Source organism: Tardiphaga robiniae (assembly GCF_013359755.1).
Taxonomy (GTDB): Bacteria; Pseudomonadota; Alphaproteobacteria; order Rhizobiales; family Xanthobacteraceae; genus Tardiphaga; species Tardiphaga robiniae.
The window spans coordinates 139,701-164,562 of the sequence record NZ_JABMCJ010000083.1 but is presented as its reverse complement, the minus strand read 5'-3'; the positions used below and the strand labels follow the sequence as shown (position 1 = coordinate 164,562).

The 24,862-nt window shown below is 61.8% G+C and carries 20 protein-coding genes; 11 read left to right on the top strand and 9 right to left on the bottom strand.

Annotated features, from left to right (window positions below; all coding sequences use genetic code 11):
- Positions 1-75 precede the first annotated feature (75 nt).
- From HP556_RS13920 to HP556_RS13885, 8 genes are all read left to right on the top strand, one after another.
- On the top strand, positions 76-936 hold the full coding sequence (locus tag HP556_RS13920; protein ID WP_175367400.1) for an alpha/beta fold hydrolase: 861 nt from the start codon (positions 76-78) through the stop codon (positions 934-936).
- A gap of 3 nt (positions 937-939) precedes the next feature.
- Complete coding sequence (locus tag HP556_RS13915; protein WP_175367399.1) at positions 940-1,728, top strand: enoyl-CoA hydratase-related protein; 789 nt, start codon at positions 940-942, stop codon at positions 1,726-1,728.
- 52 nt (positions 1,729-1,780) lie between these two features.
- The gene (locus HP556_RS13910) at positions 1,781-2,590 is read left to right on the top strand and encodes an SDR family NAD(P)-dependent oxidoreductase (RefSeq protein ID WP_089267123.1); all 810 of its coding nucleotides are present in this window, start codon (positions 1,781-1,783) and stop codon (positions 2,588-2,590) included.
- Positions 2,591-2,895: 305 nt separating this feature from the next.
- Positions 2,896-4,116 (top strand): ABC transporter substrate-binding protein, encoded by a 1,221-nt coding sequence (locus HP556_RS13905; RefSeq protein ID WP_089267318.1) that lies wholly within the window; start codon positions 2,896-2,898, stop codon positions 4,114-4,116.
- A gap of 70 nt (positions 4,117-4,186) precedes the next feature.
- Positions 4,187-6,085, top strand: coding sequence for an ABC transporter permease (locus HP556_RS13900; protein ID WP_175367398.1), 1,899 nt, complete (start codon positions 4,187-4,189; stop codon positions 6,083-6,085).
- Entirely contained in the window at positions 6,082-6,849 is a 768-nt protein-coding gene (locus HP556_RS13895) for an ABC transporter ATP-binding protein (protein ID WP_175367397.1), read from the top strand. The genes HP556_RS13900 and HP556_RS13895 overlap by 4 nt, the downstream gene beginning before the upstream one ends.
- Positions 6,849-7,577: an ABC transporter ATP-binding protein gene (locus HP556_RS13890; protein ID WP_175367396.1), complete on the top strand. Its 729-nt coding sequence runs from the start codon at positions 6,849-6,851 to the stop codon at positions 7,575-7,577. Before HP556_RS13895 ends, HP556_RS13890 begins: the two co-directional genes overlap by 1 nt.
- A gap of 69 nt (positions 7,578-7,646) precedes the next feature.
- Complete coding sequence (locus HP556_RS13885) at positions 7,647-8,108, top strand: MarR family winged helix-turn-helix transcriptional regulator (RefSeq protein ID WP_175367395.1); 462 nt, start codon at positions 7,647-7,649, stop codon at positions 8,106-8,108.
- Here the strand turns inward: HP556_RS13885 and HP556_RS13880 are convergent, their stop codons facing one another.
- The 5 genes from HP556_RS13880 to HP556_RS13860 all read right to left on the bottom strand — a co-directional run bounded on the left by HP556_RS13880 (position 8,109) and on the right by HP556_RS13860 (position 15,456).
- Positions 8,109-10,421 carry a molybdopterin cofactor-binding domain-containing protein gene (locus HP556_RS13880; protein ID WP_175367394.1) on the bottom strand — a complete coding sequence of 771 codons (2,313 nt, stop codon included), beginning with the start codon at positions 10,419-10,421 and terminating at the stop codon, positions 8,109-8,111.
- Positions 10,418-10,897, bottom strand: coding sequence for a (2Fe-2S)-binding protein (locus HP556_RS13875; protein WP_175367393.1), 480 nt, complete (start codon positions 10,895-10,897; stop codon positions 10,418-10,420). Before HP556_RS13875 ends, HP556_RS13880 begins: the two co-directional genes overlap by 4 nt.
- Entirely contained in the window at positions 10,894-13,248 is a 2,355-nt protein-coding gene (locus HP556_RS13870; RefSeq protein ID WP_175367392.1) for a xanthine dehydrogenase family protein molybdopterin-binding subunit, read from the bottom strand. Before HP556_RS13870 ends, HP556_RS13875 begins: the two co-directional genes overlap by 4 nt.
- A complete protein-coding gene (locus HP556_RS13865) occupies positions 13,245-14,102 on the bottom strand; it encodes an FAD binding domain-containing protein (protein WP_276509737.1) in 858 nt (285 codons plus the stop codon). The genes HP556_RS13870 and HP556_RS13865 overlap by 4 nt, the downstream gene beginning before the upstream one ends.
- Positions 14,103-14,259: 157 nt before the next feature.
- Positions 14,260-15,456, bottom strand: coding sequence for an NAD(P)/FAD-dependent oxidoreductase (locus HP556_RS13860; protein ID WP_246297689.1), 1,197 nt, complete (start codon positions 15,454-15,456; stop codon positions 14,260-14,262).
- A 379-nt stretch (positions 15,457-15,835) separates the two neighbouring features.
- Between HP556_RS13860 and serA the strand changes: the two genes are divergently transcribed.
- From serA to dusA, 3 genes are all read left to right on the top strand, one after another.
- Positions 15,836-17,098 (top strand): phosphoglycerate dehydrogenase, encoded by a 1,263-nt coding sequence (serA, locus tag HP556_RS13855; protein WP_089267132.1) that lies wholly within the window; start codon positions 15,836-15,838, stop codon positions 17,096-17,098.
- Positions 17,099-17,720: 622 nt separating this feature from the next.
- Positions 17,721-20,075 (top strand): TonB-dependent receptor, encoded by a 2,355-nt coding sequence (locus HP556_RS13850; RefSeq protein WP_093758933.1) that lies wholly within the window; start codon positions 17,721-17,723, stop codon positions 20,073-20,075.
- A 185-nt stretch (positions 20,076-20,260) separates the two neighbouring features.
- Positions 20,261-21,250 carry a tRNA dihydrouridine(20/20a) synthase DusA gene (gene dusA / locus HP556_RS13845; RefSeq protein ID WP_210269180.1) on the top strand — a complete coding sequence of 330 codons (990 nt, stop codon included), beginning with the start codon at positions 20,261-20,263 and terminating at the stop codon, positions 21,248-21,250.
- Here dusA and HP556_RS13840 read toward each other — a convergent pair whose 3' ends face one another.
- The 4 genes from HP556_RS13840 to HP556_RS13825 form a co-directional block, all read right to left on the bottom strand.
- Complete coding sequence (locus tag HP556_RS13840) at positions 21,251-21,763, bottom strand: TIGR02281 family clan AA aspartic protease (RefSeq protein ID WP_175367389.1); 513 nt, start codon at positions 21,761-21,763, stop codon at positions 21,251-21,253.
- Positions 21,764-21,773: 10 nt separating this feature from the next.
- Complete coding sequence (locus HP556_RS13835) at positions 21,774-21,992, bottom strand: DUF1289 domain-containing protein (RefSeq protein ID WP_068730727.1); 219 nt, start codon at positions 21,990-21,992, stop codon at positions 21,774-21,776.
- A 45-nt stretch (positions 21,993-22,037) separates the two neighbouring features.
- Positions 22,038-23,639, bottom strand: a complete 1,602-nt coding sequence (locus tag HP556_RS13830) for a sensor histidine kinase (protein ID WP_089267135.1) — start codon at positions 23,637-23,639, stop codon at positions 22,038-22,040.
- 184 nt (positions 23,640-23,823) lie between these two features.
- On the bottom strand, positions 23,824-24,693 hold the full coding sequence (locus HP556_RS13825; RefSeq protein WP_175367388.1) for an NAD(P)-dependent oxidoreductase: 870 nt from the start codon (positions 24,691-24,693) through the stop codon (positions 23,824-23,826).
- Positions 24,694-24,862 lie beyond the last annotated feature (169 nt).

Below are 24,862 nucleotides of genomic sequence, written 5' to 3'. Positions count from 1 at the left end.
TTGCAGTCGTGAAATAACGCTACTAGCATTTCGTTTGTGTGCAAATGAAATCTGCTCTGACTGCAGGAGGCGACGATGCCGCACGTGACGACGCCCGACGGGACGCAACTCTATTATGAGGAAGTCGGCACCGGGAGTCCTGTGGTTTTCGTCCATGAGTATGCGGGGGATTACCGCACCTGGGAGCCGCAGCTTCGTTACTTCTCGCGCTCCTATCGTTGCGTTACCTACAGCCAGCGCGGTTATCCGCCATCGGATGTACCGACCGATCCAGCGCGTTACGGCCAGGATATTGCACGCGATGACGTCATCGCATTGATGGATGCACTGAAGATCGACAAGGCGCATATCGTCGGTCATTCCATGGGCGCGTCGACGGCGCTGCATGTCGGCATTCATTATCCCGATCGTTGCTTGTCGGTGACGGCTGCGAGCTGCGGCTACGGCTCCAGCCCCGATCCTGCTTTTGTGGAGCAGGGCCGTGCAGCCTCGCGCGAAACCGCAAAAATGTTCGAGACGGTCGATTTTCCGACCGCTGCAGCGCGCTATGCCGATGGTGCAACGCGTCAGACGCACAAGAACAAGGACCCGCGTGGTTTCGCCGAGTTTGCGCGCATGCTGGCGGATCATTCTCCGGTCGGGCACGCGCTGACCATGCGCGAGCTGCAGGCCAAGCGGCCGATGCTGTGGGAGATGAAGCCGCAACTCGAGAAATTCACGCCGCCACTGCTGATCATCGTTGGCGACGAGGACGATTGGTGCCTCGATCCCAGCATCTTTCTCAAGCGTACGGTGCCGACAGCAGGTCTTCTGGTATTGCCGCGTGCCGGCCATACCATCACCAGCGAAGAGCCGGCGGCATTCAATGCAGCGCTGGCTGAGCTTTTCCCGGCGGCCGAGTCCGGTCGCTGGATGTCGCACAAGCCGGCGGCCTGAGCGATGAGCACGCCCGGCGATATCGTCATTGATATTGCGGACGGCATCGCGACGCTGCGTCTGGCCAATCCGGCACGACGTAACGCGATCTCCACGGCGATGTGGAACAAGATCGCCGCCTTTGCCGGCGACGTCGCCACCCGCAAGGATATCCGTGTCGTGGTCATCCGCGGCGAGGGCGACCTGATGTTTTCCGCAGGCGCAGACATTTCCGACTTTGCCACGGCTCGATCAGGCGAGGGCAATGCCCGGGCCTATGACGATCTGGTCGAGAATACCTGTCTGGCGATCGAGGCGATCCCGCAGCCGACCATCGGCCTGATCTATGGCGGCTGCATGGGTGCCGGGTCATCCGTTGCTGCGAGTTGCGACATGCGCGTTGCTGCGGATGATGCCTTCTTCGCAGTACCCGCCGCCAAGCTTGGTCTGGGCTACGATCCGCGCGGTATCGCGCGCTTTATCCGCGTGTTCGGCGCCGGTGCGACGCGGCAAGTCTTGTTCACGGCGGATCGTCTGCCTGCCATACGCGCTCATGCGCTGGGCGCGGTGCATATCATCGCACCGAAGGCTGACATTGAATCGCTGGCCGGCGAGCTTGCAAGGAAGATCGCGGGCAATGCGCCGCTGACGATCAAGGCGGCCAAGGCTGCGATCCGTGCACTCAGCACCAACAACGCCGAACTCCTGGCTGAAGCCGAGCAGTTCTATGCCGCGGCCGACGCCAGCGCCGACTACGCCGAAGGCCGCAAGGCCTTTGCCGAGAAACGACCCCCGCGCTTTACAGGAAGCTGATTGACCTAAGAATTTTCGTTTTCATTTCCGCCAACCTCAGAAGGACACGCACATGGATCTCCAACTCAAAGGCAAATGCGCTCTCGTCACCGGCGGCAGCGAAGGTATCGGCAAGGCGATCGCCATGACGCTGGCAAAGGAGGGCGTCAATGTCGCCATCTGCGCTCGCCGCATGGAGCCACTGGAAAAGACTGCTGAAGAAATCCGCAACGCCTACGGCGTGACGGTTGTCGCAATCACCGCCGACCTCACCAAGGATGCGGATGCCAAGGCTTTCGTCGAGAAGGCCGCCAAGGAACTCGGCAGCATCGATCTGATGATCAACAATGCCGGTTCGGCGCCGGGCGGCGTGATCGAGACGCTCACCGAAGCCGACTGGGAACAGGCGCTGCAGCTCAAATTCATGGGCTATGTGCGCTGCCTGCGCTACGCGCTGCCGATCATGGTCAAGCAGGGTGGCGGCCGCGTGGTCAATCTGATCGGCAATGACGGTGTCAAGCCGTCCTATTGGGAAATCGCGCCGGGTGCGGCGAACGCTGCCGGCCAGAACATGACCCTGTCGCTCGCAGGTCAGTACGGCCGTCACAACATCTCGTTCTGCGCCGTCAATCCGGGCCCGGTTCGTACCGAGCGCTGGGCCGGCCTCGTCAACGCGATGTCGCGCGACATGAAGATTTCCTACGAGGAAGCCGACAAGCTGGCGCCCGCTTCGATCCCACTCGGCCGTATCGCCGAAGTCGAGGAAGTTGCAAACCTCGTTGTCATGCTCGCATCGCCTCTGGTGCAGATGGCGAACGGCACCATGATCGAAATCGATGGCGGTCAGGACAAGGCGCTGATGGATCGCTTCCGCGACCGGTAGTCGTCAAAACAGAACGCGCGGCGGCGGAATATCGCTGCCGCGCAGCTCTGCGAAATTCGGTCGCAGATGCGTGCGCATCGGCCGACATCAGATGATCAAAACTTCGGCGATGTGCTAGGCATGTTGCACCAAGACCGGTCTTGACAACGAAGAGGGTGCGCCGGACTATTTGCGTACAAACTAATTCGCGTTGCAAACATGGGGCTGCAAGCGACGCAAGAGCGAACGGTTGATCCGTTTCTTGCGAAGGCTTCGGCGAGAATCACTTCTATCGCAAACGTCGATCACAACGGAGTTCGATCATGATGACGGCTCGTTCCCTTCACTCACTCGCGATTGCCGGCACAATGGCCGGCGCACTGACATTGTCGTTCGGCCACGCGGTTCTTGCGCAGGACACGATCAAGATCGGTGAGCTCAACAGCTACAAGACACAGACCGCGTTCCTCGATCCCTACAAGAAGGGCTGGGAGCTGGCGATCGAGCAGATCAATGCCAAGGGCGGCGTGCTTGGCAAGAAGCTTGAAGTGATCTCGCGCGATGATGGCTCGACGCCGGGCGATGCAGTACGCGTGGCTGATGAGCTGGTGACGCGCGAAGGCGTCAACATTATCGCCGGCACGTTCCTCTCGCATATCGGTCTCGCGGTGACCGAATTCGCCGGCAAGAAGAAAGTGTTCTTTCTTGCCGCAGAGCCGCTGACCGACAAGATCACCTGGCAGAACGGCAACAAGTATACGTTCCGCCTGCGTGCCACGACCTATATGCAGGTCGCAATGCTGCTGCCGGATGCGCTGGCTGCCAAGAAGAAGCGCTGGGCACTGGTCTATCCGAACTTCGAATATGGCCAGGCGGCTGTCGCGACCTTCAAGGAAATGATGAAGGCGAAGCAGCCTGACATCGAATTCGTCACCGAGCAGGCACCGCCGCTCGGCAAGGTTGATGCTGGCGCCGTGGTGCAGGCCATCGACGATGCCAAGCCGGACGCGATCTTCAACGTGCTGTTCGGCGCGGACTTCTCCAAGCTGGTCCGTGAAGGCACCACACGCGGCGTGTTCAAGGATCGCACCGTCGTGAGCCTGCTGTCGGGAGAGCCGGAATATCTCGATCCGGTGAAGGAAGAAGCGCCGGTCGGCTGGATCGTTACCGGCTATCCCTGGGATAAGATCAAGACCCCAGAATACCTGGCGTTCCTGACGGCCTATCAGAAGAAGTACAACGACTATCCGCGTCTCGGGTCGATCGTCGGCTATGTCACGATGACTTCTCTGGCTGCCGGTATCGCCAAGGCAGGTTCGACGGACACTGACAAACTGATTACGGCCTTTGAAGGTCTGAAGCTCGACAGCCCGTTCGGTCCGTTCATGTATCGCGCCAGCGATCACCAGGCGACCATGGGAGCCTATGTCGGCAAGATCGCGCTTGAAGGCGGCAAGGGCACCATGAGCGACTTCAAATATGTCGATGGTGCATCGGTGCTGCCCAGCGACGCTGAAGTGAAGAAGCTCCGTCCCGCGACCGAGTAACAGGAAGTACGACGATGATCGCCGTTGATACTCTCCCCGCACGTTCAACGCGGGGAGGGGGATTCCTCCGATGAGTTTCAACGCGTTTCTGTTTCAGGCGCTGAACGGCCTGTCGGCCGCCTCCGGCCTGTTCTTCGTGGCCGCCGGGCTGTCGCTGATTTTCGGCGTCACCCGGATCGTCAATATCGCTCACGGGTCCCTCTATATGATCGGGACCTATATCGCCTATAGCATCGCCACCAAGGTCGGCGGTGCCGTCGGCTTCTGGGGCGGCATTGTTCTGACCGCATTGCTGGTGGCCTTGATCGGCGCTGCGATCGAGATCCTTCTGCTGCGGCGGATCTATCGCGCACCTGAGTTGTTTCAATTGCTCGCCACTTTCGCGCTGGTGCTCGTTATCAACGACGCGACGCTGTGTATCTGGGGTCCTGAGGATTTGCTTGGCCCGCGCGCGCCAGGCCTGACCGGCTCCATCGAGGTGCTCGGCCGCCGGCTGCCCACTTACGATATCTTCCTGATTTTCGTCGGCCCCTTCGTGCTGTGGATGCTGCATCTGGCGCTGGCCAAGACCCGCTTCGGTCGCTTGATGCGTGCAGCCACGCAGGACCGTGAGATGGTCGGCGCGCTTGGCGTCAACCAGGCCATGCTGTTTACGGGCGTGTTCGCGCTGGGCGCTTTGCTCGCAGGCCTTGGCGGCGCGCTGCAGATCGCGCGTGAGCCCGCAACATTGGCGACCGATCTGATCGTGATCGGCGACGCCTTCGTCGTCGTTGTGGTCGGCGGCATGGGCTCGATCTCCGGCGCCTATCTTGCGGCGGTCATCATCGCCGAGGTGAAGGCGTTGTGCATCGGCCTTGGCGTCGTGAATTTTGGCGGCTTCACGGTGAACTTCTCGAAGCTCACGCTGGTGGCGGAATTCCTCGTGATGGCCGCGGTGCTGATCGCGCGGCCCTACGGCTTGCTCGGTCGGGAGCAGGTGGCTGTGCGCAGTGTCGCGGAGCCCGAAGAGCCGCTGCGTTCTGCGACAGCAGCTACGAAGATCGCGGGCCTCATCCTTCTTGTCGTTCTCGTGTGCCTGCCACTGATCGCCAAGAACTCGCCCTATACGCTCGTGCTCGGCATCGACGTGTTGATTGCCGTGCTGTTTGCAACCAGCCTGCATTTCATCATGGGGCCGGGTGGCATGCATTCCTTCGGCCATGCGGCCTATTTCGGCCTCGGTGCTTACGGCGCAGCGCTGCTGGTGAAATGGTTTGCTGCGCCGATGGGGCTCGCACTGGCAGCCGCGCCAGTGCTGGCGTTGGTCGGCGCGCTGCTGTTCGGCTGGTTCGCCGTGCGTCTGTCTGGTGTCTATCTGGCGATGCTCACACTCGCCTTCGCCCAGATCGTATGGGCGGCGGTGTTCCAGTGGGAAACACTCACAGGTGGCTCCAACGGCGTGCTCGGGGTGTGGCCGTCGGTGCCATTCGACAGCCGTGGAGCATTCTATTTCCTGACACTCGCACTCGCTGCGCTCGGGGTGTTGCTACTCCGCAAATTCCTGTTCGCGCCATTCGGTTACGCGATGCGGGCAGGGCGCGACTCTCCCTTGCGCGCCGAAGCGATCGGTCTCGACGTCAAGCGCGTGCACTGGCTGGCCTTCGCCATTGCTGGCGGCATCTGCGGCATCGCTGGTGGATTGTTCGCCTTCGCCAAGGGCTCGATTTCGCCGGAGACCATCGGTGTCAGCCGCTCCATTGATGGTCTCGTCATGGTGCTGCTCGGTGGCATCCAGACGCTGACCGGCCCAATCGTCGGCGCGTCGGTCTATGCGGTGCTGCAAGATTTCATGATGCGTTCGACGGAATACTGGCGTGCATTGCTTGGCGGCATCATCCTGTTGCTGGTGCTGGCCTTCCCGAGTGGCATCGTCGGCGGCTTCGTCAAGCTGATCTCACGACGAAAGACAACATCGAAGGCCGCATCATGAGCGACCTCGCCATTCGTTCCCTCTCGAAATCCTTCGGCGGCGTGCGTGCCGTCAACGAAGTGTCGTTCGACATCAAGCGTGGTGAATTCCTCGCGCTGATCGGCCCCAATGGCGCCGGAAAGTCGACCTGTTTCAACATGATCAACGGCCAGTTGCCGCCGGATTCCGGCGAGATCTGGTTCGAGGGCGCCAAGCTCAACGGCAGGAAACCGCGCGATATCTGGCGCCTTGGTATTGGTCGTACCTTTCAGGTCGCCGCCACCTTCAACTCGATGACGGTCGTCGAGAATGTGCAGATGCCGCTGATCTCCCACGCCAATCAGGTCTACCGGCTGTGGAAGCCGGCATCCTCGCTGCATCGCGAGCGCGCGCTGGAGTTGCTGGCCCAGGTCGGCATGCAGGACGCCGCTGATCGGCCGAGCCGTGAACTGGCTTATGGCGACGTCAAGCGTGTCGAGCTTGCGATTGCGCTCGCGAACGATCCAAGGCTGCTGCTGATGGACGAGCCGACGGCCGGCATGGCGCCCAAGGAGCGCAACGACCTGATTGCGCTGGTGAAACGTCTGGTGATCGAGAAGGGCATCTCCGTGCTGTTCACCGAACATTCGATGGATGTGGTGTTCGCCTTCGCCGATCGCATAATCGTTCTGGCGCGGGGCCGGCTGATCGCCGACGGCGATGCGAAGTCGATCCGCGACAATCCGCAGGTGAGGGAAGTGTATTTCGGCACCGGCAAGACTTTCCAGAAATCGGAGGCGCATTGATGAGTGCCCCGATGCTCTCGGTCGAAAATCTCGGTGCGTCTTACGGCGCCGCGCAGATCCTCTATGACCTCAGCCTGAATGTCGGGCGCGGCGAAGTCGTCGCACTGATGGGCCGCAACGGTGCCGGCAAGACCACGACCATGAAAGCCATCATGGGCCTGATGGCGCAGTCTACCGGCAAGATCCGGTTCGATGGCCACGATATCTCCGGCCGGCAGCCTTACGAGATCGCGCGGCTCGGCCTCGGCTTCACGCCGGAAGACCGTCGTATTTTCTCCGATCTGACGGTGCTGGAAAATCTCGATATCGGCCGCCAGCCGCCACGCAAGTTCAGCGACGGCGTGCCGGCGCCGGTCTGGACCGAAGAGAAGCTGCTGGCGCTGTTCCCGAACTTGGGCGAAATGCCGAACCGTCCGGGAGGGCGGATGAGCGGTGGCGAACAGCAGATGCTCACCGTGGCGCGGACGCTGATGGGCAATCCGCTGCTGATCCTGCTTGATGAACCGTCCGAAGGGGTCGCCCCGCTGATCGTCGAACTGATGGCCAATACCATTCTCGAACTGAAAAAGGCTGGAGTGTCGATCCTGCTGTCGGAGCAGAACGTGCATTTCGCCGAACTGGTCTCGGACAGGGCCTACGTCCTCGAAAAGGGCCAGATCCAATGGAACGGCACCATGACCGAGCTGGCGGAGAATATTGACATTCAACGCGCTTATTTGACGGTGTAACGACCAAAACTTCAACTGTCGCGGCAACCGAAGATCGTTCATAACTAGCAAGAGATCATCGGGGACGACATGGCGCAGAAACCGACCAAGCTGAAGGCCCTTCCGACCGCGGAGCCATCGCCGGACTATGTCCTCGACTCCCAAGTCGGCTTCCTGATGCGCGTGGCGATGCAGCGCCACACCTCCATCTTCATGTCCAACATGATCGAGGATCTGACCCAGACGCAATTCGCCGTGCTGGCGAAGCTGCATGAGGTCGGCCCGAGTTCACAGAACCATCTGGGGCGGCTGGTCTATCTCGATGCCGCGACCATCAAGGGGGTTGTGGATCGGCTGGGCCTGCGCGGCTTCATCACCACCGGTAGCGACCCTACGGATCGCCGTCGCCGTGCGGTGTCGCTGACCGAGAAGGGCGCCCGTGTGGTCGATGCGGCAATCCGTGTTGCAGCGGACGTCAGCGCCAAGACGCTGCGCCCCTTGACCGCCGAAGAGCAACGCACACTGACGCGGTTGCTGAAGAAGATTACCTGATCACATTTTGCTATTGAGCAGCGCCTTGATCCGTTGCGGCGAGACTGGCAGCTGCGTGATGGCGCCGGGCTGGCCGAGCGCGTCGTCGATCGCCGCTGCAATCGCCGCGCCGACGGCATTGGTGCCGCCTTCGCCGGCGCCCTTGAGCCCCATTGGGTTGAGCGGGCTCGGCGCATCCTCGGAAATGATCACTTCGACATCAGGTACTTCGCGGGCCGTCGGCATCAAATAGTCGGCGAAGGTTACCGCCAGCGGTTCGCCGCGGTCGTCGTAGGTGAACTCTTCATAAAGCGCACCACCGATGCCTTGGGCAACGCCACCAACGATTTGGCCATCGACCAGCATCGGGTTGATCGCTTTGCCGATGTCATAGGCGACAAGATACCGCTCGACGCTGATGCCGCCAGTGTCGCGGGCGAGCGAGACGACGGCGACATGGACGCCGTATGGGTAAGTCATATGCTTGGATTCGAACGACGCTTCGGCGAACAGGCCAGGTTCGCTATCACCAACCAGATTGCCTCCCGGTTCCAGCGCCTTTGCGATCTCGGCGAGCGTCATGGATGGACCGGTACCGCCATCGAGGCGGACAATCTCGCCATCGACGATATCGAGTTGATCGGCCGTCAATTGCATCAATTCGGCTGCGGCCGCGAGAGCCCTGTCGCGCAGCTTCAGTGCGGCTTGCCGCGTCGCTTCGCCCGTCATCACGGAGACGCGTGAGGCGAAGGCGCCGAGGCCTCTGGCGATACGGTTGGTCTGGCCGTGGATCACGCTGACATTGTCATAGCTGGCGCCGAGTTTCTCTGCGCAAATCTGAGCGATGACCGTTTCGACGCCCTGGCCGACCGAAGCGGCGCCGGTGACGACTTCCACGAGCCCGTCGGTCCCGACATTGATCCGCACATCGTCGAACGGGCCAAGACCGCTTTTCTCGACGAACATGGCGACACCGGAGCCGACCAGTTCGCCCGCCTTGCGACGCGACGTAATCTGCGTCTGCAGGTCGTCCCAGCCGATGCCATTCAGCGCCTTGTCCAGCAACTTTGGATAATCGCCTGAATCCAGCACGATGTCGGTGCCGAGCGTTTCCAATGCACGCGTGACCGGCATCTCGCTGGTCGCGATGAGGTTGCGGCGGCGGACCTCGACGCCGTTGATCCCCACTTTGGCCGCGACCGCATCCAGCAAGCGTTCGCGCACGAAAGTGCTCTCATAGCGGCCGGGCGCGCGATAGGTGCCGCCAGGCGTCTTGTTGGTCAGGCGGATATGGCCGAGCACGCGATAGGCGGGAATGCGATAGGGGCCGGGCAGCATCGCAGCGGCGAGGTCGGGCACGGTGGCGGCATGCGTGCGCATATAGCCGCCCTGATCGTGGAAGAACTCGTTGTCGATCGCCAAAATATTGCCGTCGTGATCGATCGCCGCGCGGATGTGATGGGTCTGCTGCCGCGAGTGATTGGCCGCGATCAGATGCTCGCGGCGATCCTCGATCCATTTTACCGGGCGGCCGAGGCGCAGCGCGGCCAGACACACCAGTACGTCCTCGGGATACATCTCGCCGCGAATGCCGAAGCCGCCGCCGACATGGCCTTCGAACAGATTGGTGTTGGCAGCGGTGCGGCCAAACATCTTGGCGAGCTGGTCGCGATTCCAGTGCGGGACCTTTGCCGCGCCGTACATTTCCAGCATGTCTGTCTCGGCGATGTAACGGCCAATGGCCCCGCGCGTCTCCAGGGGAACGCCGGAATGACGGCCGATGGAGAGCGAAAGGCTGACTACGGCATGCGCTTTGGCGAACGCTCCATCGACGTCGCCATAACCTTTCTCGATCAGCGCGGTCTCGGTCGGTAGTCCGTCGCGGAACTCGCCGATCTCGCCATCGGCCTGCAGGATCACCGGCAGTTCCTCGATCTCGACCTCGACATGCTCGGCGGCATCTTCGGCAAGATAGGGGTCTTCGGCGAACACGACGGCGACGGGATCGCCGACATAGCGCACCTTGTCCTTGGCCAGAATAGTCTGGCGATAGGCGGCGAGCTGCTCCAGCCGGGTCAGGCGAAAGTCGATTGGCGGGATCTCGGAGACATCGGCAAAGCTCCATGCGGCGACCACGCCGGGAATGGCGAGCGCCGGCGCGAGGTCGACCGAGACGATGTTGCCGTGGGCATAGGTCGAACGCACCACGCGCATGTAAAGCTGGTTCGGGAAATTGATGTCCGCAGCAAATTTACCCTGGCCGCGCAGCAGCGGGCCGTCTTCCTTGCGGAGGACGGACTTGCCGACCAAGGTCGCTTTCGCGGCAGCACTCACGACTGGCGCATCTCCACCGCGGCGGCGCGGACCGCCTTGATGATGTTCTGATAGCCGGTGCAGCGGCACAGGTTCGACGACAGCACGTCGACCAGATCACGGTCGGAAATATCCGGCTCGCGCTCCAGCACGCCGACGGCGAGCATCAGGAAGCCGGGTGTGCAGAAACCGCATTGCAGGCCGTGGTTCTCCATGAAGGCGCGCTGCATCGGGTGCATCTCGTCGCCATTGGCGAGGCCTTCGACGGTGCGGATCTGCTTGCCGTCCGCCTGCTGCGCGAACATCAGGCACGCGCGCACGGGCTCGCCATTCACGAGCACGGTGCACGCGCCGCACACGCCGTGCTCACAGCCGATATGCGTACCCGTTTGACCGCAATCCTCGCGGATCGCGTCGGCGAGGGTCCGGCGCGACTCCACGCGAATGGCGTGGGACTGGCCGTTGATGATGAGGGTGATGTCGGTCTTGTCGCTCATGCAAGTTTTCCGTTGCTTGGCAATTTTCCGCTGCTGCGCAGGGCCGCACGAATGCGCTGCGGCGTTGCCGGCATTTCGTCGATGGAGATTCCGAATGGCGACAGCGCATCGTTGATTGCGGAGATCACCGCTGCCGGCGCGCCGATGGCGCCGCCTTCGCCGAGGCCCTTGGCTTTGGTGATCGAATTGCCGGTCAGGGTCTCGACGTGATGCAGCTCGATCTCGGGAATTTCGTGTGTCGTCGGCGGCAGGAAATCCGCCAGCGTGCTGGTCAGGATGTTTCCGGTCTCGTCATAGATGATCTCTTCCAGCAGCGCGTTGCCGATGCCCTGCGCGACGCCGCCATGGACTTGGCCGTCGGCGATCATCGGATTGATGATCAGCCCGGCATCCTCTACGACCAGAAATTTCTCCATCTCGACGCGGCCAGTCTCGATATCGACCTCGACGATGGCGACATGGCAGGCATTGGAGAAGGTTCCGGATGGATCGTAAGTGCCGGTTTCGGTGAGACCCGGTTCGATCTCGCCCTTGAAGATGTGGGTCTGGTGATAGGCCGCACGCGCCATCGACGCGATGGTGACGGAGCGATCGGTGCCGATGACATGCGCCGAGCCGGACTGCAGCGTGATGTCTTCGGGCGCTGCTTCAAGGAAATGGCTCGCCATCTTCAGCAGTTTGGCGCGGATCTTCTGCGCCGCAAGCAAGCTGGCGCCGCCCGAGAGCACCAGCGAGCGGCTGGCGAATGTGCCCCAGCCATAGGGCGAGCGGTCTGTGTCGCCGTGAACCACCTTGATGAATTCCGGATCGATGCCGATCTCGTCGGCGATGATCTGCGCCAGTGATGTGCGCAGTCCCTGGCCATGCGGCGACGAGCCGATCCGCGCTTCGACGAAGCCCGAGGGATCGATGGTCAGATACACGGTCTCGAAGCCCGGAGTGATCTCCATCCCGCGTGCCGCGAAAGCCGGGCTGCCATAGCCAGTACGCTCGGAGAAGGTGGCAAAGCCGATACCGAGATAGCGGCCGGCATCGCGCGCGATCTTCTGGCGCTTGCGGAATGCGTCGAGGTCGATGGCCTTGATGGCCATCTCCATGGTTTCCTTGTAGCTACCGTCATCGAAGACGAGCCCGGTCGCCGACGTGTAAGGGAACTTGTCGATCAGATTGCGGCGGCGTAGTTCGGTCGGCTCTATGCCGAAGGCTGCGGCAGCCTTGTCCATCAAGCGTTCGAGCACGAAGGTGATGACCGGCCGCGAGACGCCGCGATAGGGCGCCATCGGACAGGTATTGGTCATCACGCCGCGCGAGCGACAGTCATAGGCGCGGACGTCATAGGGGCCGGGGAGCTCGGCCAGTGCCATCAAGGGCTCGACGCCGCAGGTCGTCGGGAAACAGGAATAGGCGCCGATATTGGCGACAATGTCGCCGCGCAAAGCGAGCAGCTTTCCGCTCTTGTCGAATGCGCCTTCGAGCTGGACGTGTTGATCGCGGCTGTGAAAGCTCGCAATCAGGTTTTCGCGGCGATCCTCGGTCCAGGCCACGGAGCTGCGCAATTTGCGCGCCAGCCAGACCAGCAGCACATATTCCGGCGCCAGCGACATCTTTTGGCCGAAGCCGCCACCGACATCGGGAGCGACGACGCGCAGATCGGATTCGGGAATACCGAGGATATCGCACACCGCCGTGCGTGTCAGATGCGGCATCTGCGTGGTGCAGGTCAGCGTCACGCGGCCGGTCGATCCGTCATAGGCGGCATGACCTGCGCGGGTTTCCATCGGCGTCGCATTCTGACGATGCGAGCGCGCTTCAACGTGCAGCACCTTGTGTGCGGTCTTCCAAACATCCTCGAAGCCGGGTGTCGCGATGCGACCCTCGACGATCACGTTGTGCTTGGTGTCGGCGTGAACCAGCGGAGCACCTTCGGCGAGCGCATCCATCGCATCGATCAGCGGTGCGCCTTCGGATATCTCGACCTCGACCTGATCGGCAATGTCCTCCGCCTGATCCTTGCTCGGCGCGTAGACGGCCGCGATGGACTCTCCTGTGAACCGCACCACGCCATCGGCAAGGATCGGCTGACCCACGGCGACATAGTTGAACTTGCTCAGCATCGGCCGGATCGGCTTCAGCTTTGCGAGGTCCTTGGCCGTGACGATGCCTGCGCGCTCCGGTGCCGTGATGTTCTCGATCGTTCCGGCAGCCACGCTGCTGCGGACGAAGCGCACCCAGTGTGTGGCCGGCATATCCGCCGTGAAGCGGCCGCGGCCGGTGACGAGGGCGGGATCCTCGAGTCTGCGGATCGAACGCCCGACCCAGGTCGTACCGGAGCCCTTGGTATGGACCGTCATAGCAATGACCGCTCCAGCGCGCGGCGCGTCACGGCGCGGACCAGATCGCAGCGATATTCGGCCGTGGTCTGAATATCCTCCAGCGGTTCGATTGCATTCGCTGCGGCTTCACCGGCGGCGACGAACAGGTCCGGCGAGGGAGCGTTACCGTTCAAGACATCTTCGGCTTCGAGAATGCGTCGCGCACGATCCTCGGCACCGCCGATGCCGACATGTGCATCGGCGATCACGCCATCAACAAGGCGATAGGTGACGAGCGCTGCCGACATTGCAAAATCGCCGGCACGGCGGCTGAATTCATAGAAGCCGAATTTGGTATCGTCGGGTAGCAGCGGCAACCGCGCTTCGGCGAGGAACTCATCCTCGGCCAGCGACGTCGACATGATGCCTTCGAGGAAATCGGTGACCGGCACGATGCGTTCGCCACGCACGCTCTTCACCACCAGACTGGCGTCCAGTGTTGCCGCGACGAGGCACCATTCCGATGCAGGGTCGGCATGGGCGAGGCTGCCACAAAACGTGCCGCGCATGCGGATTGGATAATGCGCGATGTGGCTGACCACGAAAGCGAGGAGCTTACCGAGCGGACCGTCGATGACAGGCTTGTGGAATGCGCCGTGGCGCACCCGCGCGCCAATCGAGAGATAGTCGCCGTCGACAGCGAGGCGGTCGAGCCCTTCGACCTCATTGATATCGATCAAGTGTGCTGGCCGCGCCATGCGGAACGCCATGATCGGCACCAGGCTCTGGCCGCCCGCCAGAATGCGGCCATCGAGCGGCGCAAACTCGGCCAATGCACTCACAACTTCATCCACGGTGCGTGGGACGTGTCGCGTGAACGGCGCCGGCTTCATATGGAAAAACCCCGGGCAGGAGGGCCAAAATTCACTTGTATGCTAACAATCGTCTTTTGGAAGTCAATCAGTGTCGCTGACGCAAAACGGGGCGTTCGCCGCCTGCGTTTTGATCACATGGGGATAGCTGAATTCGCCGAGTCGAGCGCGCTAAGTTTCAGGCGATATCGCGCTGCAGCGCGAAGTCATCTAGCAATGGCGAGCGTTTGCCCGCGATCATCCCGCCGATCAGTTGCGCTGCGAGATAACTGAAGGTGATGCCGTTCCCGCCATAACCATAGGCGGCATAGAGATGCGGATGGCCGGGGACAGGGCCGATCAGGGGCAGGCCATCGCGCGTGGTGTCGAAAGTACCGGCCCAGCGATAGTCGATGGCAAGTTCGGCGCGTGGCCAGAGTGATGCGAGCTTCTCCTTCAGCGCTCGTGCCTTGGCAGGGATCAGGGCATCGCGTGCATCAGGATCGATGATCTCGTCGCTGTCTTCGCCGCCGATGATGATGCGGCCGGATGCGGTGGTTCGGGCGTAGAGATAATCCTTGCTGTCTTCCCAGATCAGCACGCCGTCGCGCCAGAGTCTGTCCGGCTGCGGCTTCGTCGCGATCGCCCAGCTCGAAGAGGGTTTCTGTACCGTTGTGTGCACGATATCGGGCATCACATAGCCGGTGGCCAGCACGACGTGGCGGGCCTCGATGGTGTGGCCGTCAGTCAATTGAACGCCGACGGCGTGGCCTGCGGAGTCGAACGCGGTCGTCTCCGCCTCGAATAATCGCGCGCCGCGCGCCGTCGCGACATTCAGCAGCCCCAGTGCCAGTTGCAACGGATCGGAATCTGCCGAGTCCGGCGAGATGATGGCACCGGCCCGGGCAATGTCGTATTCGGACAGGAGGGTCTTGTGATCGAGGAGTGTGCCGGGCAGACCGGCGCGCGCGCGAAGCGCGTGTTCCTCGATCAGCCCTTTGGCACTCTCGCCTGCGGCAAGATAGAGCGAGTCCTTCGCGCGCATGTCGCATCGCAGGTCGAGCGTCCGGACCAGCGCCTTCAATCCATGGACGGCGTCATAGCTGGCGCGATAGGCACGCGCGGCGCGCTCATAGCCATAGAGATGTGTCAGCTCCTGCAGCGATCGATCGATCTCCCACAGCAGCATCGACGTGCTCGCTACTGTACTGCCGCGCCCAGGCAATTCGCGATCGACGATCACCACATCCAGTCCCTGCCGCGTCAGTTGCTCGGCCATCAGGGCGCCGGTGATGCCGCCGCCGACGATCAGGGCATCGCATGTGATGTCTTCGGTGAGGGGCTGACGGGGGGCATGCTGCAGGCCGGCAAACCACGGCGAATGTCCGCCGCGCAAATCAGCATGCTCGGTGGTATCGGGATCGAGATCGGAAATGGGGCACCTTGAGGCTGGGGAAGGAAGGCGCTGTCCGCGCCTCGTACTGAAGTCACGTGACAATTTCCCGGGTCCTGTTCCGTTCCCCGAGGGAGCGCGCGGGCGCGCAGGCTGCTCCAGATTCTCGCAGGCCACAGCGCGGTCCCGAGCCGGCTTCTCTATGACCTTGGATCAGAGATAAGTGATTTCAATGGGTTAGATACCCGTAGCAAGATCGGTGCGGTGACGTTAAACAGGCGCCAAACCAAACCAGACGATGTGAGCCGGACCAACCGGGGCTTTACCGCTCCAGCGTGGTTTCTATCTCATTCATTGCTCAAAGGACTCCGCGACCGTGACCATGAACAGCCTGCCTTTGCCGCAGCTTTCCCTCCCGAAAGACAAGATCAAAATCCTTCTGCTCGAAGGCGTGAACGACAGCGCGGTCGAGCTGATCGAGGCGGCGGGCTATTCGAGCGTGACGCGGCTCTCCAAGGCGCTCGGTGGCAATGAGCTGAAGGAAGCACTCAAGGGCGTACACATTCTCGGTATCCGGTCGCGCACGCAGATCACCCAGGACGTGCTCGATGCCGCGGACCGGCTGATCGCGATCGGCTGCTTCAGCGTTGGCACCAATCAGGTGGATATCGACGCGGCGCGCCGCAGCGGCATTCCCGTGTTCAACGCGCCGTTCTCGAATACGCGCTCGGTTGCCGAACTGGTGATCGGCGAGATCGTCATGCTGTTCCGCCGGATCATCTCGCGCTCCAACCTGGCGCATGAAGGCGGTTGGGAGAAATCGGCCAATAACAGCTATGAAGTGCGCGGTAAGACGCTCGGCATCGTCGGTTACGGCAGCATCGGCTCGCAGCTCTCGAACCTGGCGGAAGCGCTGGGCATGCGCGTGATCTTCTACGATCACACCGATCGATTGCGTCACGGCAACACCGAACCTGTCGGAAGCCTGCAGGAACTGCTGGCGCAGAGCGATGTGGTCAGCATGCATGTGCCGGAAACCCCGGCCACGCAGGGGATGATCGGTCGCGACGAATTCGCCGCCATGAAGGACGGCGCCTATTTCATCAACAACAGCCGCGGCACCGTGGTCGATCTCGATGCGCTGGCCGATGCACTGCGCCAGGGCAAATTGCGCGGTGCGGCCGTCGACGTATTCCCCGTCGAGCCCAGCTCCAATCAGGAGCGCTTCGTGACCCCGCTGCAGGGTCTGGAGAACGTCATCCTGACGCCGCATGTCGGCGGCTCCACCGAAGAAGCTCAGGAGCGCATCGGTGCGGAAGTCGCACGTAAACTGATCGACTACAGCGACAGCGGGTCGACTATGGGCACGGTGAACTTCCCGCAGGTGCAACTGCCGGCGCGTCCGTCAGGTACCCGATTCATCCAGGTCCAGCGCAACGTTCCGGGTATGCTGGGACGGCTGAACGAGGTGCTGGCGCGCCACGCAGTCAACATTGCCGCGCAATATTACGAGACCAACAACGACATCGGCTATGTCGTTCTCGATGCCGATGCATCGGCGGCGGATAGCGAGCGGGTGCTGGCAGATATTCGGGCGCTGGAAGGTACGATCCGCGCCCGCTTGTTGTATGAATACAAGGACTGAGCTGTAGTTCGGCTCCACGAACGACATCGAAAGTCGATTTCTCTGCACGGGCCGCGGCGCCAGTCAGGCTGCTCGCCGCTATGAAAACAGGGCGACCATATTAGTAGACGACGGCGGCCCATCGAACCATCGCCAGAGCTCTTCACGTTCCCTTTGATTTGCGCATCTTGAGCTGCTGCAGATTGTCGTCGTAATGACAGCGACAGGAACGAAATGGTTGCGCGCAACAGTCGGCCGTGACGATGTCTGGAGCGTTCCAGAAAAGCGCAGCCTATTACGTTGCCGCGTCCAGGAAAAGCATGGCTCGCTGACGAGAGCGCTGCGTCTATCTTCCTGCCAAATTTCAACGGCACTGATTTTGAGTCTTTCAAAGCACCTTTGGAATCTTTCCAGACACGATTTCAACTGACTCGATTCGTCGATGATCGAGGCATTCTAAATCGCAGCGCGTGCATTAGCGTTGCGGTGACGATGGCGTCTCTCTAGTGAAGCGCTGCAGATCACGAGCAATCGGACGTTGCCGATGAGGCACAGGCGGCTAACGCGGAATGCGATTCTGCGGAGAAAATGATTCACGTTGAGTGTCGGCCCTGCTCGGACGCGGAGAGCGGATCTCGGAGCTATGGTCGTTGCAGGCCACGTGCGGAACCATTTCGCGTCGGCCGACGTGCTGTTGATGAAGGACTTTCTGGGAATGCGACTTGCAGGTGGGGTTCGGACGGTGGCTCGCTTTGGCGTGACACTACTAGGTGGCGTGGCGTTTGTGGCGTGGTTTGAATCGCCTGCTCAATCCCAAACACCGCAAGGCGCCACCGCTCTTCCTCCTGTGACCGTCGATGCTCCGACGCAGCGGTTGGTCCGCCGCGCACCAATCAAACGAAATGTCGCCGGGGTCCGATCAACTTCGCGGCGCGCCACGGTGTCTGACGCCCCGCAAACGCAAATCGTCGCGGCGCAATCGCGGCCGTCGCAGCCGGGTGTCGTGCCCGCCTTTGCAGGCGGCCAGGTCGCTCAAGGCGGACGGCTGGGACTGCTCGGAAACACCGATACGATGAAGTCGCCGTTCAATATGACGAGTTACACGGACAAGTTCATCCGGGATCAGCAGGCGGCGACGGCTGCGGATGCCTTGATCTTGGATCCTTCCGTGCGCAGTTCCCACCCAACGGGCGGTGTGCTCGATTCCTTCAACATTCGCGGCTTCCCGGTCAACGAAGGCAACAGCGGTGAGTTCGCCTTCGAGGGCCTTTATGGGATCGCGCCGACATACCGCATCTTCACGGATTACGTCGAGCGCATCGAAGTGCTCAAGGGCCCCTCAGCCGCGCTCTCGGGCATTGCGCCCAATGGCGGCGTCGGCGGCGTCATCAATGTCGTGCCCAAGCGCGCGGGAGAGGACTTGACCCGCTTCACCGCAAGTTACGGTTCTGCCGCACAGTTCGGTGGCCACTGGGATATTGCGAGGCGTTACGGTGACAGCAAGGAATGGGGCGTGCGCGTCAACGGCAGCCTGCGCGACGGCGATACGCCCATTGACCGCCAGTCCGAAACGACAGGTGTCGGATCGCTGGCCCTTGACTATCAGGGCGAACGGTTCAGGTCCTGGCTCTACCTCATCGCCCAGACCGATCGGTTCGACGCTCCGTCACGTCCCTTTCTCATGGCTCCCGGCCTGCAAGTATCAAAGGCGCCGGATGGTCGGTTGAACATGACGCAACCATGGGAATGGTCGCACATCAACGATCAATCTGCCTTGCTGCGGACCGAATACGATGTAAGCGATCAGGTTACGCTGTTCGCCGACGTGGGCGGATCTCGGACTAACGTCGAGCGATTCTTCGGTCTTCCGACGATCATCAATACGAGCGGTGACACGACCGCAACGCCTCAATTTTTCGGGCTTAGCATCGATCGAACCACATATGATGGTGGCGTCCGCGCCCGCTTCGATACCGGCGTCGTCCACCACGCGGTCGCCTTCCAGGCTTCGGTCTATCATGACGCGCTGTACCGGCGACTCACCAATGGCAGTCTGGTCACGTCGAACATCTATAATCCGACGGTGGCGCCGACCCAGTTCGCGAACGAGATCAGCGAGCGCCCTCGGCTCTCGGACAGTGAACTCACGGGGCTCTCGATTGCTGACACCTTGTCCGTGCTCGATGAGCGTGTCTTGTTGACTTTGGGTGTCCGGCGCCAGGGCATCGAGGCGAACAACTATCTCTCCAATGTCGGAACGCTCACGTCGTCCTACGACAGGAGCGCGACTACCCCAGTGGTTGGTCTCGTCATCCGGCCCCGGGACAACGTCTCTCTGTACGCGAACTATATCGAAGGTCTAAGCCGAGGCGACGTCGCGCCCCAGACCGCTTCCAATTTCGGCGAAGTACTCTCGCCCTACATCGCCAAGCAGTACGAGGCCGGCATCAAGCTGGACTTCGGTCGGTTCGCCACCACCTTCAGCGCCTTCGAGATATCGAAGGCGAGCGGCGAGCTGTCCGGCGGACGCTTCGCGGCGACCGCCGAACAGCAAGTCCGTGGGCTCGAATTCAACGTCTATGGCGAACTCATGCCCGATATCCGTGTCCTCGGAGGCTTGTCGCTGCTGGATGGCACCCTGACGAAGACCGCTGTCGCGGCTAACGTGGGTAACACGCCAATCGGCGTTCCGAACGTACAGGCCAATATTGGCGCCGAGTGGGATCTCCCGTGGGTGAGGGGGCTCACTTTGAATGGGGCAGTCATCTACACGGGCAAGCAGTTCGTCGATACAGCGAACAAGCAACCGATTCCGGACTGGACGCGACTCGATCTCGGTACCCGTTACACGACGGCAATCAACGGCAGGAAGACGGTTTTCCGCGCGAACGTTCAGAATGTGACCGGTGCGAATTACTGGTCCAGCGTGGCCTCATTCGGAACGTTCTTCCTGGGAGCACCGCGTACGTATCTCCTGTCGATGACCGTGGACATGTAATCGCTGCTCTTGGGTCATCCGGTACCGCAATACTGTGCCGGCGAGGGGAAATCTCCGCGAACAGGACTGAGATCTGATCAAGCAGTTGAAAAGAAAGGAAAATGCTTTAGCTCTGTGGCTCTGACCATATGTCAGCCCAAAAATCAGATACACGGACTAAAATCACAAAGTTCAATGAAAACAATATGTTAGACTGGCGCTTTTCCATTGCCCCGATGATGGACTGGACTGACCGGCATTGCCGCGTCTTCCATCGTCTGCTGTCGCGACGGGCGCGGCTCTATACGGAGATGCTGACGACGGGCGCCGTGATCCATGGCGACCGTGCGCGGCTGCTTGGCTTTGACGACAGTGAACATCCGGTGGCGCTGCAGCTTGGTGGTTCGGAGCCGGCGCACCTCGCGGAGGCTGCGAAGATCGGCGTGGATTTCGGCTATGACGAAATCAACATCAATGTTGGCTGCCCCTCGGATCGTGTGAAGGACGGGCGCTTCGGGGCGTGCCTGATGGCCGAGCCGGATCTGGTGGCGCGCGGTGTGGCCGCGATGAAGCAGGCCGTGGACGTGCCGGTCACCGTCAAGTGCCGCATCGGCATCGACGATCAGGATCCCGAAGTCGCACTCGATACGCTGGCACGCGCGGTGGTCGCCGCCGGCGCCGATGGTCTGATCGTCCATGCGCGCAAGGCGTGGCTCAATGGCCTGTCGCCGAAAGAGAACCGCAACATTCCGCCGCTGAACTACGACCGCGTCTATCGGCTCAAGGCGGCAATGCCCGACGTGCCGATCGTCATCAATGGCGGCATCATCGGCATCACTGAAGCCGCCGAACATCTGGCGCATGTGGATGGCGCGATGCTCGGCCGCGCGGCCTATCAGGAGCCGTGGCGGCTGCTGTCGGTGGATCCCGAATTGTTCGGCGAGCCCGCGCCGCATGCGACGATGAAAGACGCCTTCGCGGCGATGATGCCCTATATCGAGGATCAACTCGCGCAGGGCACGCGGCTGCATTCGATCACACGGCATTTCGTCGGCGCATTCCACGGCGTGCGCGGCGCACGCGCATTCCGGCGTTATCTGGCGGAGAATGGCGTCAAGCATGGTGCGAGCATCAATGTGCTCCGAGAAGCCATTGCGCAGGTCGAGGACGAGCCTGCGGAGTCGGTCGCGGCTTAGTTACGGATAGCCGCGCAGCATCAGTCTGTCGGCGCGTACTTCCCAGCTTTCCAGGCGATCGAGAAAGCTCATCCCGAGCAGGTTGGTCTTCATCTGGCCGCGCGGCACCACCAGTGCCGGGACGGATCGCTCGACCAGTTTGCCGACCGCCAGACGATCCAGCGTCAATCGCGCCGCCTTGGTGCGGCCGCCCGCAGTCTCGACGTCGACATTGTAGTCGAGCAATTCGAGCGGCAGGCCCGCGGCCTTTGCGGTTTCATAAGTCAGCACCACCGAGGTTGCGCCGGTATCGATCACCATCGCCGTCTGGACGCCGTTGATCTTGACCTGAAGCCCGAACTCGCCAGTGTTGCCGCGCGGGACGTCGACCAGCCGCAGTGGCGGCGGGCTCTGCTTGCGCAAAATTTCTGTGACGAGATTGCCGGCCTTGGAGATCTGCTTGGGATCGCCATAGGCGAGGGCGGCGCCTGCCGTCGCGACAATGACGATGACGAGAAGAAAGACCCGACTCATGGCGAGCCTCTCAGGTGGCCGCGGATGTCCTCTTCGCTGCGTATGTCGACGAAGGCTCCAGCCCCGCCTCGGCCATGCGGGCCGGCAGTAGTGCCATCGTATCCAGACGCTCCGCGCTGTCCATTTTTCCCCAGCGCGCGATCTCCGGCAGCGTGCGTCCGCAGCCGAGGCAGAGCTTGGTCTTGGGGTCGATGAAGCAGACTGCGATGCACGGCGTTTCTTTGCTCATCCAGTAATATTGAAGCGGATCGGCTCGCTTGCGCAAGCGTCGAAATCACAGCCCTGTTCCTGCATTCATGATGGGTTTGTTACGGGCCCGACGCTTTTCGTCGGCGACGTTCATCTCGTAATCGGGCTGCAGCGGTGGCCCATCGGGCGCCATCGGCGCAAGCGCAGACATCACACGCTCCGGCGGGAAAGTGATGATCACCTCGGTGCCGACTCGCAGTTTCGATTTCAGCGTGAATGTGCCGCCATGCATGTCGATCAGGCTCTTGGCGATCGGCAGACCGAGACCGGCACCCTGTTCGGCCGATTTGATCGAGTTCGATCCCTGGCCGAAGGAGGCCAGCACGATCGGGATCTCGTCTTCGGCGATGCCCGAGCCGGTGTCCCTGCAGCTCAGATACTGGCCGCCGGAGGCGGTCCAGCCGACCTTGAGCCAGATCTCGCCGCCCTGCGGCGTGAACTTGATCGAATTCGACAGCAGGTTCAGCACGATCTGGCGGCAGGCGCGCTCGTCGCCCCAGACCCGCGGCATGCCGTGTTCGAATACTTCGTGGATGGTAATGCCGCGGCTCGATGCGCGCAGCTTCAGGAGGTGATGGCAGTCCGCGACGACATGCACGAGTGACACGGCTTCTTCGTTCAGCTCGTAGCGGCCGGCTTCGATGCGTGACAGATCGAGGATCTCGTTGATGAGATTCAGAAGGTGCACGCCGGAATTATGGATGTCGGCGGAATAGTCCTTGTAGACCGGCACGGCATGGCCACCGAAGATCTCGCTCTTCATCACTTCGGAGAAGCCGAGAATGGCGTTCAGCGGCGTGCGCAATTCATGGCTCATCTGCGCAAGGAAGCGCGACTTGGCGACATTGGCGGCTTCGGCGCGGTGGCGCGCTTCGTCGGAGATCGCCTTGGCCTGTTCGAGCTCGCCGATCAGGGCGTCCTTCTCGGCGCGGGCTTCCAGCGTCGCGAGCGTGGTCGAATGCAGCCGCTGCGCCAGAAGCGCGAAATAGCCTTCGGCTGCGACAGCCAAAACGGCCAGCACGTAGTTGTCGAAGGTGCCGCGCAGGATGAAGCTCAGCGCCACGCCGAGGGTCACCGGCGCGGTGGCGGCAAAGGCGGCAATCGGCAGGCTCGCGGCGAGCATGCTGGAGACCGCGACCACCAGCAGCATCAGGAACATCATCAGCGAATTGGAGACGACGTCGACACCGGTCGGATGCACCAGGATCACCGTCCACGACAGGCCGTAGAGCAGGTCCAGAAAGATAAAGCGCAGCCGCCATTTATGCGTGCTGCTGGGTGTCGGTGTTTCCGCCAGATAGCGATTGCAGGCGCGCAGGATCACCGCGTGAATGCACAGCATTCCGCATGACCATGCGGCGGCCGGCAGCGGCTGCATCCAGAACCCGAACAGGATGCCTGTGCCGACCACCAGAAGCGTGATGACGAGCGAGGCGGAGAGGCGGGTCTGGGCGTATTGGCGGAGCAGTTCGCGATCGAAAGCGGGTCGCGTTCCCGATGTCGAGGTCAGCCGGTCGCGCGCTTCGCGCACCCGCTGTTGTGCCGCCCGGCGATTGCGCGGCGGAACAGCGACGGGCGTTTCAGCCGGAAGCTGGACGACCTCGGGCCTGGCGGCGGGCTCACTCATCACTCGTACACAAATCCTGCACGCAAACGCGCGCGGTTTTTCACAGACCCTATCTGTGCCGCACAATCATTAAGAGGTGCCTTAAAGAACGACGTAATCCGGTTAATATTCAATAAAAATGGTATCGACGGAGGGCGCCTGCAGGACGCCGTTCCGCCGTGATTTGTTCAGGAAACCTAGATGGTTACCGGGGCAATCTTGCCAAGAGGCTTGAAGTGTCCCACCGCTTGCCACCGAGCGCTTCGACCTCGCCGTAGAACTGATCGACAGTGGCCGTGACCGGCAGGCTGGCGCCGTTGCGGCGGGCCTCGGCGAGACAGATCGAGAGGTCCTTGCGCATCCATTCGACGGCGAAGCCGAAGTCGAATTTTCCGTCATTCATGGTCTTGTGACGGTTCTCCATCTGCCACGACTGCGCGGCGCCCTTGGAGATCACCTCGACCACCGCATTCACATCGAGACCGGCCTTCTTGGCGAAGTGAATGCCTTCGGACAGCGCCTCGACAAGGCCGGCGATGCAGATCTGGTTGACCATCTTGGTGAGCTGGCCGGAGCCCGCGGGGCCGAGCAGCTTCTGCATCTTGGCGTAGGCGGTGATGATCGGCTCGACCTTGGCATAGGCCGCTTGGGTGCCGCCACACATTACGGTCAGGGCGCCGTTCTCTGCGCCAGCTTGGCCGCCCGACACTGGCGCGTCGATGAACTGGAAGCCGGCTTTGGTCGCCGCAGCATCGAGCTCGCGGGCCACTTCGGCGGAGGCGGTGGTGTGATCGACGAAGATCGCGCCCTTGGTCATGCCGCTGAATGCGCCGTCAGCGCCGATGGTGACCGAGCGCAGGTCGTCGTCATTGCCGACGCAGCACATCACGAAGTCCTGGCCTTCGGCAGCCGCTTTCGGGGTTGCTGCGGACTTGCCGCCGAACTTCTCCACCCATGCTTTGGCCTTGGCTGCGTTGCGGTTGTAGACGGTGACCTCGTGGCCGCCCTTGGTGGCAAGGTGACCGGCCATGGGGAAACCCATGACGCCGAGACCGATAAATGCAACTTTGGCCATGTCCGTACCCTTTGGATGCTGTCGGCTTTGCTGCCGAACGTCGACTGTTGGGAAGTGAGGCGCCGCCCTGGTTGGTGGCGGCGAGATCGCTGGTGATGAGGAGCGCCAGCATAGTCGCTGCACAGGACGCGGCAAAGCCCCCGTTACCGCTCATGGCTGCAGCCGCTTA

Coding starts and splice junctions, on each gene's coding strand:
- HP556_RS13825 (WP_175367388.1), bottom strand. CDS start 24,693: ATGGCCAAAGTTGCATTTATCGGTCTCGGCGTCATGGGTTTCCCCATG.
- HP556_RS13885 (WP_175367395.1), top strand. CDS start 7,647: ATGGCGCAGAAACCGACCAAGCTGAAGGCCCTTCCGACCGCGGAGCCA.
- HP556_RS13835 (WP_068730727.1), bottom strand. CDS start 21,992: ATGAGCAAAGAAACGCCGTGCATCGCAGTCTGCTTCATCGACCCCAAG.
- HP556_RS13840 (WP_175367389.1), bottom strand. CDS start 21,763: ATGAGTCGGGTCTTTCTTCTCGTCATCGTCATTGTCGCGACGGCAGGC.
- HP556_RS13865 (WP_276509737.1), bottom strand. CDS start 14,102: ATGAAGCCGGCGCCGTTCACGCGACACGTCCCACGCACCGTGGATGAA.
- HP556_RS13920 (WP_175367400.1), top strand. CDS start 76: ATGCCGCACGTGACGACGCCCGACGGGACGCAACTCTATTATGAGGAA.
- HP556_RS13870 (WP_175367392.1), bottom strand. CDS start 13,248: ATGACGGTCCATACCAAGGGCTCCGGTACGACCTGGGTCGGGCGTTCG.
- HP556_RS13850 (WP_093758933.1), top strand. CDS start 17,721: ATGGTCGTTGCAGGCCACGTGCGGAACCATTTCGCGTCGGCCGACGTG.
- HP556_RS13830 (WP_089267135.1), bottom strand. CDS start 23,639: ATGAGTGAGCCCGCCGCCAGGCCCGAGGTCGTCCAGCTTCCGGCTGAA.
- HP556_RS13890 (WP_175367396.1), top strand. CDS start 6,849: ATGAGTGCCCCGATGCTCTCGGTCGAAAATCTCGGTGCGTCTTACGGC.
- serA (WP_089267132.1), top strand. CDS start 15,836: ATGAACAGCCTGCCTTTGCCGCAGCTTTCCCTCCCGAAAGACAAGATC.
- HP556_RS13875 (WP_175367393.1), bottom strand. CDS start 10,897: ATGAGCGACAAGACCGACATCACCCTCATCATCAACGGCCAGTCCCAC.
- HP556_RS13900 (WP_175367398.1), top strand. CDS start 4,187: ATGAGTTTCAACGCGTTTCTGTTTCAGGCGCTGAACGGCCTGTCGGCC.
- HP556_RS13895 (WP_175367397.1), top strand. CDS start 6,082: ATGAGCGACCTCGCCATTCGTTCCCTCTCGAAATCCTTCGGCGGCGTG.
- dusA (WP_210269180.1), top strand. CDS start 20,261: ATGTTAGACTGGCGCTTTTCCATTGCCCCGATGATGGACTGGACTGAC.
- HP556_RS13915 (WP_175367399.1), top strand. CDS start 940: ATGAGCACGCCCGGCGATATCGTCATTGATATTGCGGACGGCATCGCG.
- HP556_RS13905 (WP_089267318.1), top strand. CDS start 2,896: ATGACGGCTCGTTCCCTTCACTCACTCGCGATTGCCGGCACAATGGCC.
- HP556_RS13910 (WP_089267123.1), top strand. CDS start 1,781: ATGGATCTCCAACTCAAAGGCAAATGCGCTCTCGTCACCGGCGGCAGC.